Annotated in this window: 14 protein-coding genes; 10 read left to right on the top strand and 4 right to left on the bottom strand. The window is 68.1% G+C overall.

The window, feature by feature from the left end:
- The first annotated feature begins 816 nt into the window (after positions 1–816).
- A complete protein-coding gene (locus tag H610_RS0112345; RefSeq protein ID WP_028239956.1) occupies positions 817–2187 on the top strand; it encodes a multicopper oxidase family protein in 1371 nt (456 codons plus the stop codon).
- A gap of 76 nt (positions 2188–2263) precedes the next feature.
- On the top strand, positions 2264–2749 hold the full coding sequence (tadA, locus tag H610_RS0112340) for a tRNA adenosine(34) deaminase TadA (RefSeq protein ID WP_028239955.1): 486 nt from the start codon (positions 2264–2266) through the stop codon (positions 2747–2749).
- Here the strand turns inward: tadA and H610_RS0112335 are convergent.
- Together H610_RS0112335 and argF are read right to left on the bottom strand one after the other, a co-directional pair.
- Complete coding sequence (locus H610_RS0112335; protein WP_028239954.1) at positions 2746–3840, bottom strand: ABC transporter ATP-binding protein; 1095 nt, start codon at positions 3838–3840, stop codon at positions 2746–2748. The genes tadA and H610_RS0112335 overlap by 4 nt on opposite strands.
- Positions 3837–4757 carry an ornithine carbamoyltransferase gene (gene argF / locus H610_RS0112330; RefSeq protein WP_028239953.1) on the bottom strand — a complete coding sequence of 307 codons (921 nt, stop codon included), beginning with the start codon at positions 4755–4757 and terminating at the stop codon, positions 3837–3839. The genes H610_RS0112335 and argF overlap by 4 nt, the downstream gene beginning before the upstream one ends.
- Before the next feature lie 281 nt (positions 4758–5038).
- Between argF and grxD the strand changes: the two genes are divergently transcribed.
- Complete coding sequence (gene grxD / locus H610_RS0112325) at positions 5039–5365, top strand: Grx4 family monothiol glutaredoxin (protein ID WP_028239952.1); 327 nt, start codon at positions 5039–5041, stop codon at positions 5363–5365.
- Positions 5366–5637: 272 nt separating this feature from the next.
- Here the strand turns inward: grxD and bfr are convergent, their stop codons facing one another.
- On the bottom strand, positions 5638–6108 hold the full coding sequence (gene bfr, locus H610_RS0112320) for a bacterioferritin (RefSeq protein WP_028239951.1): 471 nt from the start codon (positions 6106–6108) through the stop codon (positions 5638–5640).
- A 260-nt stretch (positions 6109–6368) separates the two neighbouring features.
- A complete protein-coding gene (locus H610_RS0112315) occupies positions 6369–6584 on the bottom strand; it encodes a bacterioferritin-associated ferredoxin (RefSeq protein WP_028239950.1) in 216 nt (71 codons plus the stop codon).
- Between the two features lie 222 nt (positions 6585–6806).
- On the opposite strand from H610_RS0112315, the gene H610_RS0112310 reads away from it, so the two are divergent.
- The 7 genes from H610_RS0112310 (at position 6807) to prfB (ending at position 15616) form a co-directional block, all read left to right on the top strand.
- The gene (locus H610_RS0112310; RefSeq protein WP_028239949.1) at positions 6807–7940 is read left to right on the top strand and encodes a GGDEF domain-containing protein; all 1134 of its coding nucleotides are present in this window, start codon (positions 6807–6809) and stop codon (positions 7938–7940) included.
- A gap of 85 nt (positions 7941–8025) precedes the next feature.
- Complete coding sequence (locus H610_RS0112305; protein ID WP_028239948.1) at positions 8026–8565, top strand: YaeQ family protein; 540 nt, start codon at positions 8026–8028, stop codon at positions 8563–8565.
- A 16-nt stretch (positions 8566–8581) separates the two neighbouring features.
- Positions 8582–10297: a single-stranded-DNA-specific exonuclease RecJ gene (recJ, locus tag H610_RS0112300; protein ID WP_028239947.1), complete on the top strand. Its 1716-nt coding sequence runs from the start codon at positions 8582–8584 to the stop codon at positions 10295–10297.
- A 113-nt stretch (positions 10298–10410) separates the two neighbouring features.
- The gene (locus tag H610_RS0112295) at positions 10411–12507 is read left to right on the top strand and encodes a molybdopterin oxidoreductase family protein (protein WP_028239946.1); all 2097 of its coding nucleotides are present in this window, start codon (positions 10411–10413) and stop codon (positions 12505–12507) included.
- A 67-nt stretch (positions 12508–12574) separates the two neighbouring features.
- Positions 12575–13684, top strand: a complete 1110-nt coding sequence (locus tag H610_RS0112290; protein ID WP_028239945.1) for an NADH:flavin oxidoreductase/NADH oxidase — start codon at positions 12575–12577, stop codon at positions 13682–13684.
- A 22-nt stretch (positions 13685–13706) separates the two neighbouring features.
- Positions 13707–14420 (top strand): tellurite resistance TerB family protein, encoded by a 714-nt coding sequence (locus H610_RS0112285; RefSeq protein WP_028239944.1) that lies wholly within the window; start codon positions 13707–13709, stop codon positions 14418–14420.
- Positions 14421–14520: 100 nt separating this feature from the next.
- Positions 14521–15616 (top strand): peptide chain release factor 2 gene (prfB, locus tag H610_RS0112275; protein ID WP_152529096.1). Its coding sequence is split into 2 segments (ribosomal slippage): positions 14521–14592 and positions 14594–15616, totalling 1095 coding nucleotides; the frame shifts between segments, so codons are not numbered across the junction.
- Positions 15617–15650: the final 34 nt, after the last annotated feature.

The following is a 15650-nucleotide window of genomic DNA, read 5'->3' as shown; positions in this document are numbered from 1 at the left end:
GCTGCGTCACGCCCCGCGCGGGCGTGTGGATTGAAACACGTTCCGTGTGCGGCTCACCGTCGGCGGGCAGGGTCACGCCCCACGCGTGCGTGTGGATTGAAACCACTGGCGGGCGGGACGATCACCGTCACGCTCGCGTCACGCCCCACGCGGGCGTGTGGATTGAAACAACCGTCTCGGTGTCGATATGTCGCCAGGCGGCCGTCACGCCCCACGCGGGCATGTGGATTGAAACACGGCGGCGCCGTCGCTCATACGCGCGATGGACTGTCACGCCCCAAGCGGGCGTGTGGATTGAAACGCCGTGCCGCTTGCTGGCGTCTGCGTCATCCACGGTCACGCCCACGCGGGCGTGTGGATTGAAACATCACCGGCACCTCCTTGAGCTGCCAGGGCGGCGGTCACGCCCCACGCGGTGAAACTACGAGCGCGTCGACCTCGACTCCGCCCGCGCACGTCACGCCCCACGCGGGCGTGTGGATTGAAACGAGCTAGGGACGCTGGACGCGATGGAGGTTGCGGCTTACCCAGCGCCCGTGCGGGTGCATGATTGACACAACGAGTTCATGGGCGAAGAGTTCATTCCGGCGTCACGCCCGGATGGGGCGTGTGGATTGAAGCGGCGCGGTACCGACCAGGCCGATGCTGTTATCGCCCTTACGTTCCATGCCGGCGGTGCCCAGCGACAGGCCCGTTGCGGCCCCCAAGAATGAGCCAAAGCTGACGCCAGTCAGTAATCCGCCCTTCGAGAACGGTGCCGAGGCAGGGGCAGGCGCGGTAAGATAACGACAATTGTTCTCGTTTGTTGGATGCCCAATGAGTTTCACCCGCAGGCAAGTGCTCGCCGGTCTGGCCGGTCTCGGTGTGGTCGGCGTGGGGGCCGCCGCCGGTGCCCGCTACTGGCTGGGCAAGCCGCTGTTCGCCGACACGCATGACTACGAGCTGATCGCGGCGCCGCTGGATGTCGAGCTGGTGCCGGGGCATCTCACCCCGGCCTGGGGCTACGGTGGCCAGGCGCCGGGGCTGGAGCTGCGCTCGCGGCAGGGCGACTGGTTGCGGGTGCGCTTCATCAATCATCTTCCCGAACCGAGCACCATCCACTGGCATGGCATCCGTGTGCCGCTGGAGATGGACGGCGTGCCCTATGTGTCGCAGCTGCCGGTGCTGCCCGGCGAGTACTTCGATTACCGCTTCCGCACCGAGGACGCCGGCACCTTCTGGTACCACCCGCACACCACCAGCGCCGAACAGCTCGGCCGCGGGCTGGTCGGCCCGCTGATCGTCGAGGAGGCGGGCGGCAGTGCCTTCCTCCACGAGCGCACCCTGAGCCTGAAAAGCTGGCATGTGGACGAGCAGGGCGCCTTCACCGATTTCAGCGTGCCGCGCGAAGCGGCCCGCGAAGGAACGCGCGGGCGGCTGACCACCCTCAACGGCGCGCGCCTGCCGGTGCTCGAGCTGCCGGCCGGGCAGGTGGTGCGGCTGCGGGTGCTCAACCTCGACAACACCGTGACCTACCGGCTCAACCTGCCGGAGGCGGACGTGCGCATCTATGCGCTGGACGCCAACCCGATCGCGCCGCGCCCGCTCGGCAAGGAGTACTGGCTCGGCCCCGGCATGCGCATCGACCTGGCGCTGCGGGTGCCGGAGGCCGGTCGCGAGCTGTCGCTGCGCAACGGGCCGCTGCGCCTGGCCACCGTGCGCAGCGTGCCCAGCGGCCTGGCGGCCGGAGACTGGCCGGCGCCGCTGCCGCGCAATCCGATCGCCGAACCGGACCTGGAGTCGGCCGAGACCCTGTCGTTCAACTTCGAGTGGGCCGGTGCGCTGTCCAGCACGGCCGAGGGCAGTGCCTTCAAGTTCTGGCAGATCAACGGGCAGGCCTGGGACATCAACGACAAGACCTGCGCCGATCGGCCGATCGCCAGCCTGCGGAAGGGCCGCAGCTACATCTTCGAGCTGCGCAACATGGCGCAGTACCAGCACCCCATCCACCTGCACGGGATGAGCTTCAAGGTACTGGGCTCCAACCGCCGCAAGATCGTGCCGTATTTCACCGATACCTTCCTGCTGGGCAAGAACGAGACGGCGAGGGTGGCCCTGGTCGCCGATAACCCGGGCGTCTGGATGTTCCATTGCCACGTCATCGACCACATGGAGACCGGGCTGATGGCCGCCATCGAGGTGGTCTGACGCGACGCCGTTGGCAGGGCGTGCGTGCGGCTGCACAATGCGGCCCCCTGTGACCTGCAGCCCACCGGACTCGCTGATGAAAAAGCCCAGGATCATCGACCGCTCGCGCGACGAGCATTTCATGCAGCTGGCGCTCGAGCAGGCGCGCCTCGGCGCCGAGCAGGGCGAGGTGCCGGTGGGCGCGGTGGTGGTGGTCGATGGCGAGGTGGTCGGCCAGGGCTACAACTGCCCGATCGGACGGCATGACCCGAGCGCGCATGCCGAGATGGTCGCCATCCGCAACGCCGCCGCGGCGCTACGGAACTACCGCCTTCCCGGCAGCACCCTCTACGTCACGCTGGAGCCGTGCAGCATGTGCGCTGGCCTGATCGTGCACTCGCGCATCGAGCGGGTGGTATTCGGCGCGTCGGAGCCACGCGCGGGCGTGGTGGCCAGCCGCGGGCGGTTCTTCGAGGAGGCGTTTCTCAACCACCGGGTGCTGGCCGAGGGTGGGGTGCTGGGCGAGGCCTGCAGCGCGCTGCTGGTCGAGTTCTTCCGGCAGCGCCGCGGCGCGGCGCTTTAGCCGGCGCTTTGGCGCCGCACGCCGGCTGCCTGCGCGGCGACGCTGCCCTGGCCGGGGAAGCAGACCAGGTGCTCGGCGGCGACGGCGATGCCGACCGTCTCGCCCGGCTGGCAGTCGGTATGGCTGGGGAAGATGCCTTCCAGCTCCGTCCCGGTGGGCAGGCGCAGGCGATAGAGCGTCGAGGCGCCGAGGAAGCGCTTGCCGACGATGGAGGCCCGCAGCGGGCTCTGCGGCGAATGGACGATGTCGTCGGGACGCAGCAGCACGTCCACCGAGCTGCCGGCCGGCCAGGTATAGGCCCGGTTGCCACGCAGCTGGCCGAGTTCAGTCTGGACCGTTTCCGGCTCCAGCAGCTGGCCGCGAATGAAGTAACCCTGGCCGATGAAGCTGGCGACGAAGGGCGTCCGCGGCTCGTGGTAGAGGTTGTAGGGCGTGTCCCACTGCTCCAGGCGGCCATCGTTGAAGACGCCGACGTGATCGCTCGTGGCGAAGGCTTCTTCCTGGTCGTGGGTCACCAGGATCGCGCTGGTGCCGCGGGCCTTGAGGATGTCGCGCACCTCGTGGCTCAGGCGCCGGCGCAGCTCGACGTCCAGGTTGGAGAAGGGCTCGTCGAGCAGCAGCAGTTCCGGCTCGGGCGCCAGTGCGCGGGCCAGGGCCACGCGCTGCTGCTGGCCGCCGGAGAGTTCGTGCGGGTAGCGCCGGGCGAGCGGCGACAGGTTCACCAGCTCGAGCATTTCCGCGACGACCCGGTCGGGCTGCGGATGCCTGCGCAGCCCGAAGGCGACGTTCTGCGCCACCGTTAGGTGCGGGAACAGGGCGTAGTCCTGGAACACCATGCCGATCCGCCGCCGCTCCGGCGCCAGGGCGAAGCCGGGGCGGGAGATCAGTTGATCAGCGAGCTGTATCTCGCCCTCGTGCACCGGCTCGAAGCCGGCGATCGCTCTCAGCGTGGTGGTCTTGCCGCAGCCCGAGGGGCCGAGCAGGCAGCCGATGTCGCCTCGGTTGAGGTGCAGGTTCAACTGCCGCACCACCTGCTGGTCGCCATAACCGCAGGCCAGGTTGCGAAGCTGCAGAACCGCTTCGTGGCTCATGCGTGGTGGTAGGCCGGCTCGACCAGGAACTCGAGGAGCGCCTTCTGCACGTGCAGGCGGTTCTCGGCCTGGTCCCAGGCGATCGAACGAGGGTCGTCGAGCAGATCACAGCTGACTTCCTCGCCGCGGTGCGCCGGCAGGCAGTGCATGAACACCACCTCGGGCGCCGCGCGATCGAGCAGCGAGCAGTCGACCTGGTAGGGGCGGAAGCGGGTCAGCCGTGCCTCGGCCTCCTCTTCCTGGCCCATGGAGGCCCAGACGTCGGTGCTGACCAGGTGCGCGCCGGCCACCGCTTCCTGCGGGTCGCGAACGAGGGTGACGCGATCGCCCGCGCGTGCGAGCAGTTCCGCGTCGGGCTCATAACCTTCCGGACAGGCGATGCGCAGCTGGAAGTCGAACTGCATGGCCGCTTCTATATAGCTGTTGCACATGTTGTTGCCGTCGCCGACCCAGGCCACGGTCTTGCCGGCGATGCTGCCGCGGCGTTCGTGGTAGGTCTGCATGTCGGCCAGCAGCTGGCACGGGTGGAGGTCGTCTGACAGGCCGTTGATCACCGGCACGCGCGAATGGGCGGCGAACTCGATCAGCGTGCTGTGGGCGAAGGTCCGGATCATCACGGCGTCGAGCATGCTCGACATGACGATGGCCGAGTCGCCGATGGGTTCGCCGCGGCCGAGCTGGGTGTCGCGCGGTGAGAGGAAGATGGCCTGGCCGCCGAGCTGGATCATGCCGGCTTCGAACGACAGCCGCGTGCGGGTCGAGGCCTTCTCGAAGATCATCCCCAGCACGCGGTTCTTCAGCGGTTCGAACAGGACGCCGCGCTGGCGCAGTTCCTTCAACTCGATGCCGCGACGGATCAGAGCGTTGAGCTCCTCGGGTGTGCAGTCCATCAGAGAGAGAAAATGCCTTGCGCTCATATCAACTACCTTTGTTGCCGCCAGTCGCTTGCCCGGGCGTTCCGAAAACGGGCTGAGGCCGGCGGCGGGGGCCGTACCGGCGGCGACGAAACGGGGAAAGGCGCGATCTTATCGACAAAACGACGAGGCGCGCAAACGACGCCACCGGGCGCCCTGAACGGGCATCGGCGCCTCGCACGAACGGATGCCGGGGGCGGCGCGCGGCCTATCCCGACGCCGGTGCTCGGCTTTGCAGCGCAGTTTGCGTACAATGCGCTCAGTCGTGACTAGCCGAGGTACCCATGGACATCATCGAAACCATCAAAGAGCAGATCAGCAAGAACCCTGTCCTGCTGTACATGAAGGGCTCGCCGAATGCCCCGCAGTGTGGCTTCTCCGCGCGTGCCGCTCAGGTCGTCATGGGCTGCGGCGAGAAGTTCGCCTACGTCGACATCCTGCAGAACCCGGAAATCCGCGCCAACCTGCCGAAGTACGCCAACTGGCCGACTTTCCCGCAGCTGTGGGTCGACGGCGAGCTGGTCGGCGGCAGTGACATCATGCTCGAGCTCTACGAGAAGGGCGAGCTGCAGCAGCTGATCAGGAACGCGGTCGCCAAGGCCAACGCCTGAGTTCACCGGAAACGAAAAAGCCCCGCGATGCGGCAATGCTGTTCACTTAAGCGATGGACCCTTGGCCTCGGGCAGGCCTACGGCCTGCATCGCCGCGAGGGCGCGCCTCCCACAGGGATGTGGTGGATGCCGCAAGCCCGTCGGGAATGGGCGGCCTCCCACAGGGCTCGGCGGGCAACTCCGCTTTTGTGGGAGGCCCGACCTCGGGGCGAGCTTGCCTAAATGAACGGCATTAGCGTGATGTGGGGCTTTTTCTTTGGTGCGTCGGACGCTCAGTCGTCCATCTGCGATTGCAGGTAGTTCTCCAGGCCGACCTTGTCGATCAGGCCGAGCTGGGTTTCCAGCCAGTCGATGTGATCCTCTTCCGACTCGAGAATGTCCTCGAGCAGCTCGCGGCTGCCGTAGTCGCCGACGCTCTCGCAGTAGGCGATGGCGGCCTTGAGGTCGGGGATGCCTTTCTGCTCCAGGGTCAGGTCGCACTCGAGCATCTCGCGGGTATTTTCGCCGATCAGCAGCTTGCCGAGTTCCTGCAGGTTGGGCAGGCCCTCGAGGAACAGGATGCGCTTGATCAGCTTGTCGGCATGCTTCATCTCGTCGATGGATTCGTCGTACTCGTGCTTGCCGAGCTTGTTCAGCCCCCAATCCTCGTACATGCGGGCGTGCAGGAAGTACTGGTTGATCGCAACCAGCTCGTTGCCGAGGATCTTGTTCAGGTGCTGAATGACCAGCTTGTCGCCTTTCATGTCTGCCTGCCTAGTTGACTGAACCGGATATTTGCACCGGAGTCTGGCCATCAAGGGGCCGTCTGTCAAACCTAAGTCATTGATCGCAAAGCAGTAAATCCGAATACGAATGGTTCGGGAATGCGCTTTGTCGCTAACCGATTGATTTCTCGGCAATCGCAGCAGCAGGAGGATGGGCGCCAGGCGAGGTGGCGCGCCGGCCGAACGCGCTGGCCGAAAGGGCGGGCGGGCGGACGGCAGGCGAGGAGGGGAGGCTGCCGTCAGGCGGGTTTGAAGCTGGCGGTGAAGGGGATGGACTGGGCGGCGTGCATGTCGCTCAGGGTCTCGCGAACGACCTTCTTGGCCACGCAGGCGCACTTGCCGCACTGGGTGGCGACCCCCGTCTGCGCACGGACCTCGCGGTAGCTGCAGCAACCTTCATAGATGGCTTCACGAATCTGACCGTCGGTGACACCGTGGCAAAGACAGACATACATTGCGTGACTACTCGGCTAGAACCTCAGATAGCCGGGATACTAATTAGAATGAGAATGATTGTCAAAGAACGCCTGTCGGCTTCTTCCATCGATCCCAGGTCAGGATGGATCGGCGGATCCTTCCTGGTGGCTGATTGCCATGATCGGTAACATTGCGTCTTTTTCCTGACCCATCCTGACCGGGCCGACCGCGCGCCGGGGCAGGGCGCACACGGTGTCTTCATGCAGTTGAGCGTTCCCACCCTCATCCTGGCCGACGTCTACGTGTTGCTGCTGGTGGCGCTGCTCATGCTGTTCGCCTGGCGCAGCGGGCGGCGCGAAGCGACGCTCGGCTATCTCAGCCTCTGCCTGTTTCTCGGCGTCGCCTCGACCCTGCTGGGGGCGCTGCGCAACCTGGGCATCGACTACGTGCCCATCGTCCTCGGCAACGCCCTGCTCCTGCTGGCCGTGGCGTTCAACTGGACGGCCATGCGCGTGTTCGCCGGGCGGCAGCCCCACTGGCCCGGGATCTTCGCGGGCCCGGCGCTGTGGGCGGGGCTGTGCCTGCTGCCGGCCTTCTACGGGTCGCTGAACGCGCGGATCGATGTGCTCTCGGTGCTCACCATCGCCTATGTCGGCGTGGCGATGGGCGAGCTGTGGCGCAGCCGCCAGGCGATCAGGGTGTCCTTGCGCCCGGCCCTGGTGCTGATGGCGATACACGTGGTGGTGTACGCCTTTCGCATCCCGCTCGACCAGGGCCAGCCCTTCGAGGCGACCGGCCGGTTCAACTACTTCGCCCTGGTGATCTTCGAGACGATGCTGTACGCGGTCGGTATCGCCTTCGTCACCCTGGCGATGGTGCGCGAGCGGGCGGAGCTGGAGTATCGCCAGGCTTCGCTCAGCGATCCCCTGACCGGCATCGGCAACCGGCGTGCCTTCATCGAGCACGGCGAGCGGCTGCTGCGACGCTGCCGCGAGGCGGGGCAGGCGGTGACCCTGCTGCTCTGCGACCTGGATCATTTCAAGCGCCTCAACGACACCCTCGGGCACAAGGCCGGCGACCATGCGCTGATCGGCTTCTGCGAGGTGATGAAGTACCGCATGCGGCGCAAGGACGTGTTCGGCCGCATCGGTGGGGAAGAGTTCGCCTGCCTGCTCGCCGACGCCGAGGCGAAGGTCGCCCACGACATCGCCGAGCGCATCCGCGGCGGGTTCGCCGATCTGCCCTTCAGCCAGTCCGGCATGCTCAGCGTCAGCATCGGCGTGAGCGACACCTTGCGCGCCGGCTACGACCTCGATCGACTGCTGTCCGAGGCCGACCGCGCGCTTTACCAGGCCAAGGCGGCCGGCCGCAACTGCATCCGCATCGCCGATTAGGCGCGGCGGCCGCCGATCCGCCAGCGAGCCGGCGCCGCCCCGGTTTGCTAGACTGCGCCCCCTCCTTCCAGGCGACGGCCCGCTCATGGCACTGCAAGCCACTCCCTATAAAGTCGAACTCAACCTCACCGACCTGGATCGCGGGGTCTACGAAAACCTGCGCTTCACGGTCGCGCGCCACCCCTCCGAGACCGAGGAGCGCCTCGGTGCGCGGCTGATCGCCTATGCGCTCTGGTACGACGAGCAGCTGGCCTTCGGGCGGGGGTTGTCCGACGTGGACGAGCCGGCGCTGTGGCAGAAGAGCCTGGACGACCGCGTGCTGCACTGGATCGAGGTCGGCCAGCCGGACGCCGAGCGCCTGACCTGGTGCTCGCGTCGCGCCGAGCGGATGAGCCTGCTGGCCTATGGCAACACGCGGGTCTGGCAGACCAAGGTGCTGGACGGGGTGCGCGGGCTGAAGAACCTGTCGGTCGCCGCGCTCGGCGTCGAGCCCCTGCTGGCGCTGACCGAAGACCTGCCGCGCAGCATCCAGTGGAGCGTCATGATCAGCGAGGGCACGCTCTTCGTCACCGACGAGCGTGGCCAGCACGAGATTCCGCTCGAATGGCTGATCGGCGAACGCTGAGCACGAGCGACGACCCATGCGCATCGAACCCCGCCCGCTGCCCGAACGACTGCCCGACCTCGGCGACCTGCCGCCCCTGCTGACGCGCCTGTATGCCGCCCGCGGCGTGCGCTCTGCGCTGGAACTGGACAAGGGGCTGGCGCGCCTCATTCCCTATTCGCAGCTGCGCGGCATCGATGAGGCGGTGACGATCCTGGTCGAGGCCCTGGAAGCCCGCCAGCGCATCCTGTTCATCGGCGATTTCGATGCCGACGGCGCCACCGCCAGCGCGGTGGGCGTGCTCGGTCTGCGTCAACTGGGCGCCGCCCAGGTCGACTACCTGGTGCCGAACCGTTTCGAGTTCGGCTACGGGCTCACCCCGGAAATCGTCGCGGTGGCGCTGCAGCGCAGCCCCGACCTGCTGGTCACCGTCGACAACGGCATCTCCAGCGTGGAAGGCGTCGCCGCCGCCAAGGGCGCCGGCCTGAAGGTGGTGGTCACCGATCATCACCTGCCGGGGCCGGAGCTGCCGGCGGCCGACGCCATCGTCAATCCGAACCAGCCGGAATGCGCCTTTCCGAGCAAGTGCATCGCCGGCGTCGGGGTGATCTTCTACGTGCTGCTCGCCCTGCGGGCGCGGCTGCGCGAGAACGGCTGGTTCGCCCGCCGCCAGTTGCCCGAGCCGAACCTCGGCGACCTGCTCGACCTGGTCGCGCTGGGCAGCGTGGCCGACGTGGTGCCGCTGGATGCCAACAACCGCATCCTCGTCCACCAGGGGCTGGCGCGGATTCGCGCCGGGCGGGCGCGGCCGGGGCTCAAGGCGATCCTGGAAGTCGCCGGGCGCGATCACAGCCGCATCACCTCCACCGATCTCGGCTTCATCCTCGGCCCCCGGCTCAACGCCGCGGGGCGCCTGGACGACATGTCGCTGGGCATCGAATGCCTGCTCTGCGAGGACGAGGCGCTGGCGCGCGACATGGCGGCGCAGCTCGACCAGCTGAACCAGGACCGCAAGGCCATCGAGCAGGGCATGCAGCGCGAGGCGCTGGCACAGCTGAAGGACTTGCCGGAAGAGGGGCTGCCATTCGGCCTGTGCGTGTTCGAGCCGGACTGGCACCAGGGCGTGATCGGCATTCTCGCCTCGCGCCTGAAGGAGCGTTACCACCGCCCGACCATCGCCTTCGCCGATGCCGGGGAGGGCATGCTCAAGGGTTCGGCGCGCTCGGTGCCGGGCTTCCACATCCGCGATGCGCTGGATGCCGTCGCCGCGCGTCATCCGGGGCTGATCAGCAAGTTCGGCGGGCACGCGATGGCCGCCGGGCTGTCGCTGCCGCAGGAGAACCTCGGCGCCTTCTGCGCGGCCTTCGATGCCGAGGCACGGCGCCAGCTGTGCGAGGACGACCTGGCCGGGCGCCTGCTCAGCGACGGCCAGCTCGGCCCCGAGGAGTTCCACCTCGAACTGGCCCGCGCGCTGCGCCACGCCGGCCCCTGGGGGCAGCATTTCCCCGAGCCGGTGTTCCACGGCGTGTTCCAGCTGGTGGACCAGCGCCTGCTCAAGGAGCGCCACCTGAAGCTGGTGCTGAAGACCGAATGCGGCTCGGTCACCCTGGACGGCATCGCCTTCAACATCGACCGCGAGCTCTGGCCCAACCGTGAAATCCGCTGGGCGGAGCTGGCGTTCAAGCTCGACGTGAACGAGTACCGTGGCCGGGAAAGCGTGCAGTTGCTGGTGGCGCACATCGCGCCGCGCTGAAGGCCCATCCATGGGCTGAATCCGCGCCCATTTGCTCCGATCGGCTGTGTTTGCGGTTCCCGGAAGCTGCGCCTAGAGTCCTTGCACACAACAACGACAGGGCGGGCACCGCCATGACCGCAACCACCCGGCACTTCCGTGCCTGCCACCTGTGCGAGGCCATCTGCGGCCTGGCGATCGAGACCGACGGCACGCGCATCCTTTCGATCAAGGGCGACCCCGACGACCCGTTCAGCCGCGGCCACATCTGCCCGAAAGCCGTTGCCCTGCAAGACATCCAGGATGATCCCGATCGCCTGCGCCAACCCATGCGCCGGGTCGGCGACCAGTGGCAGGCGCTGGGCTGGGAAGAGGCCTTCGAATTCGTCGCCGGGCGCCTGGCCGAGGTACGCGAGCGGCACGGCAACAATGCGGTGGCGGTCTACCAGGGCAACCCAAGCGTGCACAACTACGGGCTGATGACCCACAGCAACTACTTCCTCGGTCTGCTCAAGACTCGCAACCGCTATTCGGCAACCTCGGTCGACCAACTGCCGCACCATTTGGTCAGCCACCTGATGTACGGGCACGGGCTGCTGTTGCCGATTCCCGACATCGACCACACCGACTTCATGCTGATCCTCGGCGGCAATCCCCTGGCCTCCAACGGCAGCATCATGACCGTGCCGAACGTCGAGAAGCGGCTGCGGGCCATCCAGGCGCGCGGCGGTCGCTTCGTGGTGGTCGATCCCCGGCTCAGCGAGACGGCGAGGATCGCCGACCAGCACCTGTTCATCCGTCCGGGAGAGGACGCGGCGCTGCTGCTGGGCCTGCTGAACACTCTGTTCGAGGAAGGCCTGGCCCGAGCCTCCCACCTGCCGGTGCAAGGGCTGGAGAAGGTGCGCGAGGCGCTGTCGGCCTTCCCGGTGGAGGCCATGAGCCTGCGCTGCGGCGTTCCCGCCGGGCAGATCCGCGCGCTGGCGCGGGCCTTCGCCGGCGCCGAGCGGGCGGTGTGCTACGGGCGCATGGGCGTGTCGACCCAGGCCTTCGGCACCCTCTGCCAGTGGCTGATCCAGCTGCTCAACCTGCTGACCGGCAACCTCGACCGCGTCGGTGGGGCGCTGTGCACCGAGCCGGCGGTGGACCTGGTGGCGACGGCGTCAGGCGGTCACTTCGATCTCTGGCAGAGCCGCGTCTCCGGGCTGCCTGAATACGGCGGCGAACTGCCGGTCGCGGCGCTCGCCGAGGAAATGCTCACGCCCGGCGAGGGGCAGGTGAGGGCGCTGATCACCGTCGCTGGCAATCCGGTGCTGTCGACGCCCAACGGCCGGCGCCTCGAGCAGGCGCTGGACGACCTCGAGTTCATGGTCAGCGTCGACTTCTACCTCAACGAAACCACCCGCTACGCCGACGTCGTCCTGCCGCCCACCGCGCCGCTCGAGCACGACCACTACGATTCGACCTTCAACCTGCTGGCGGTGCGCAACGTCAGCCGCTTCAACGAGGCGCTGCTACCGCGGCCGGCCGGCGCCCTGCACGACTGGGAGATCTTCGTCGGGCTGGCGCGTGCCTATGCCGAGCGCATGGGCCTGCCGCTGAAGCCGACGCTGCCGCCGGAACAGATGATCGACCTGGCGCTGCGGCACGGCCCCTACGGCGGAGACTCTGCGCATCCGCTGAGCGTGGCGGCGCTGCGCGACTCTCCCCATGGGGTCGATCTCGGACCGCTGAAGCCCAATCTCGCCGGGCGCCTGAAGACCGACAGCGGGCAGGTCGAGGCGGCGCCCGCGCGGCTGCTGGCCGACCTTGCGCGCTTCGCCGCCGAGCCGTTGCCGGCGTCGGGCCAACTGCTGCTGATCGGTCGCCGCCACGTGCGCAGCAACAATTCCTGGATGCACAACTACCATCGCCTGGTGAAGGGCAAGCCGCGCCACCAGCTACTCATGCATCCAGCGGACCTGGCGTCGCGCGCACTGCTGGACGGCCAGCGGGTGCGGGTGCATTCGCGGGTCGGCAGCATCGAGGTGGAAGTGGCCGCCAGCGAGGAGGTGATGCCCGGCGTGGTCAGCCTGCCGCACGGCTGGGGGCATGCGCGGCCCGGGGTGCAGCTGGAGGTGGCGGTGCGACAGCCCGGGGCGAGCGCCAACGACCTCACCGATGAACGGCGGCTCGACGCGCTGTCCGGCAACGCGGCGCTGAACGGGGTGCCGGTGCGGGTCGAGGCCGCCTGAATCCGCTACGGTCGAAACGGACGGGGCCAGGGATGGTCGATAAGGGATCGAACAGTGCGAGGCTTCCATGACCAGACTCTTCGAACCGCTCACCCTGCGTGAGCTGAGGCTGCCCAACCGAATCGCCGTCTCGCCCATGTGCCAGTACTCGGCACAGGGCGGCATGGCCAACGACTGGCACCTGGTGCACCTCGGCAGCCGCGCGGTCGGCGGTGCCGGCCTGGTTATCGTCGAGGCCACCGCGGTGGTGCCCGAAGGGCGGATCTCGCCGCAGGACCTGGGCATCTGGAGCGACGCCCATGTCGAGCCGCTGCGGCGCATCACCCGCTTCATCGAGGCGCAGGGCGCCTTCGCCGGCATCCAGCTGGCCCACGCCGGGCGCAAGGCGAGCACCTGGCAACCCTGGCTCGGCAAGCACGGCAGCGTGCCGCTGGCCGAGGGCGGCTGGCGGCCGGTCGGCCCTTCGCCGATCGCCTTCGACCCGCAGCACGCGGTGCCGATGGAACTGGACCAGACGGACATCGCCGAGGTCATCCAGGCCTTCGTGACCGCCGCCGAACGTTCGCTGGCGGCAGGCTTCAAGGTCGCCGAGGTGCATGCCGCGCACGGCTACCTGCTGCATCAGTTCCTGTCGCCGCTGTCCAACCGCCGCGAGGACGCCTACGGCGGCTCGTTCGACAACCGCATCCGCCTGTTGCTGGAGGTCGCCCAGGCGGTGCGCCAGGTCTGGCCGGAGGAGCTGCCGCTGTTCGTCCGCCTGTCCGCCACCGACTGGGTGCAGGACGGCTGGAACCCGGACGAGACGGTCGAGCTGGCCAGGCGGCTGAAGGGCCTCGGCGTCGACCTGATCGACGTGTCCTCCGGCGGCACCGCGGCCAACGCCGAGATTCCGGTGGGCCCCGGCTACCAGACGCAGTTCGCCGAGCGGGTGCGGCGCGAGGCGAATGTCGCCACCGGCACGGTCGGCATGATCACCGAGGCGGTACAGGCCGAACACATCCTGCGCACCGGCCAGGCGGACCTGATCCTGCTCGCGCGGGAACTGCTGCGCGACCCCTACTGGCCACTGCACGCCGCGGACTACCTGGGCGACGCCTCGGTGCCCTGGCCGGCGCAGTACGTCCGCGCGGCGCATCGCAACACGCCCATCCGCGACGTACCCTGGCTGCCCGAATGACCGATTCGAAAGGAGACCTGCCATGAAAACCAGTGGCCTGCTCGATCAACTGCTCAAATCCGGACAGGCCGTGCTGCAGCAGCAGAAGACCGCCAATCCATCGGGCCGCTCTTCCGGCGGGCTCGGCGACCTGCTCGGCGGCGGCGCGGGTGGCGGCGGGCTGTCCGGCATGCTCTCCGGTGGCGGCGGCAACGCGCTGGCCGCCGCCGCGATGGGCATGCTGCTCGGCAGCAAGCGCAGCCGCCTGGGCGGCAAGGCCGCCAAGTACGGCGGGCTGGCGGCGCTGGGCATGCTCGCCTACAAGGCCTACAGCAGCTGGCAGGCGCAGCAGGCGGCCGCGCCCCAGGCTGCGCCGCAGACCGTGGACCGGGTACCGCCGGCGGAGGTCGAGGGGCACAGCCAGGCGGTGCTCAAGGCGCTGGTGGCCGCGGCCAAGGCCGACGGCCACGTGGACGAGCAGGAGCGCCAGCAGATCGAGGCCGAGATGACCAGGCTCACCGACGACGGCGAACTGCAGCGCTGGCTACAGGCGGAGCTGAACCGGCCGCTGGACCCGGCGGACGTCGCCGCCGCCGCGCAGACGCCGGAAATGGCGGCGGAAATGTACCTGGCCAGCCTGCTCGCCACCGACGAGGAGCAGTACATGGAGCGCGCCTACCTCGACGAACTGGCGCGCCAGCTCAAGCTCGACCCCGCGCTCAAGCAGGAGCTGGAGGCGCAGGCCCGCGCCGCCTGATCGGGCGGGCCGGATCGGAGGGGACAAAGGCTGTCAGCCCGCGGTGGCTGCGTTATAATCGCCGGCTTTTCGAACCGCCAGACCGAGAGTGCTGACCGCCATGGAAATCAACCCGATCCTTAACAGCATCAAGGACCTGTCCGATCGCACCCAGTCCATTCGGGGGTATCTTTGACTACGATCACAAGCGTGATCGCCTGACCGAAGTCGAGCGCGAGCTCGAAGACCCGAACGTCTGGAACAAGCCCGAATACGCCCAGAACCTCGGCCGCGAGCGTGCCACGCTGGCGCAGATCGTCGAGACCATCGACGACCTCACGGGCAGCCTGGCCGACTCCCGCGACCTGCTGGACATGGCGGTCGAGGAGAACGACGAGGGCGCGGTGAGCGACGTCGCCGCCGAAATCGACCGCCTGCGCGAGATTCTCGAGCAACTGGAATTCCGCCGCATGTTCAGCGGCGAGATGGACCCCAACAACGCCTACCTCGACATCCAGGCCGGTTCCGGCGGCACCGAGGCCCAGGACTGGGCCAACATGCTGCTGCGCATGTACCTGCGCTGGGCCGACAAGCACGGCTTCGCCGCCGAGATCGTCGAACTGTCCGAGGGCGAGGTCGCCGGCATCAAGAGCGCCACCGTGCACGTGCGCGGCGAATACGCCTTCGGCTGGCTGCGCACCGAGATCGGCGTGCACCGCCTGGTGCGCAAGAGCCCCTTCGACTCCGGCAACCGCCGCCACACCTCGTTCTGCGCGGTGTTCGCCTCGCCGGAAATCGACGACAACATCGAGATCGAGATCAACCCCGCGGACCTGCGCATCGACACCTACCGCTCCTCCGGCGCCGGCGGCCAGCACGTGAACACCACCGATTCGGCAGTGCGCATCACCCACCTGCCGACCAACACGGTGGTGAGTTGCCAGAACGAGCGCTCCCAGCACGCCAACAAGGACACCGCCATGAAGATGTTGCGGGCCAAGCTGTACGAGCTGGAAATGATGAAGCGCAACGCCGCCGCGCAGGCGCTGGAGGACACCAAGTCCGACATCGGCTGGGGCCACCAGATCCGCTCCTACGTGCTGGACCAGTCGCGCATCAAGGACCTGCGTACCGGCGTCGAGCGCAGCGACTGCGACCGCGTGCTCGATGGCGACCTGGACGAGTACCTCGTCGCCAGCCTGAAGCAGGGGCTGTAAGCGTAGGGTGGGTGTAGTCGTCATGTAGGGTGGG

It is taken from the genome of Stutzerimonas azotifigens DSM 17556 (genome assembly GCF_000425625.1).
Lineage (GTDB): Bacteria > Pseudomonadota > Gammaproteobacteria > Pseudomonadales > Pseudomonadaceae > Stutzerimonas > Stutzerimonas azotifigens.
Note: the sequence above shows the minus strand (reverse complement) of the source record. Positions and strands in the feature narration are given on the sequence as shown.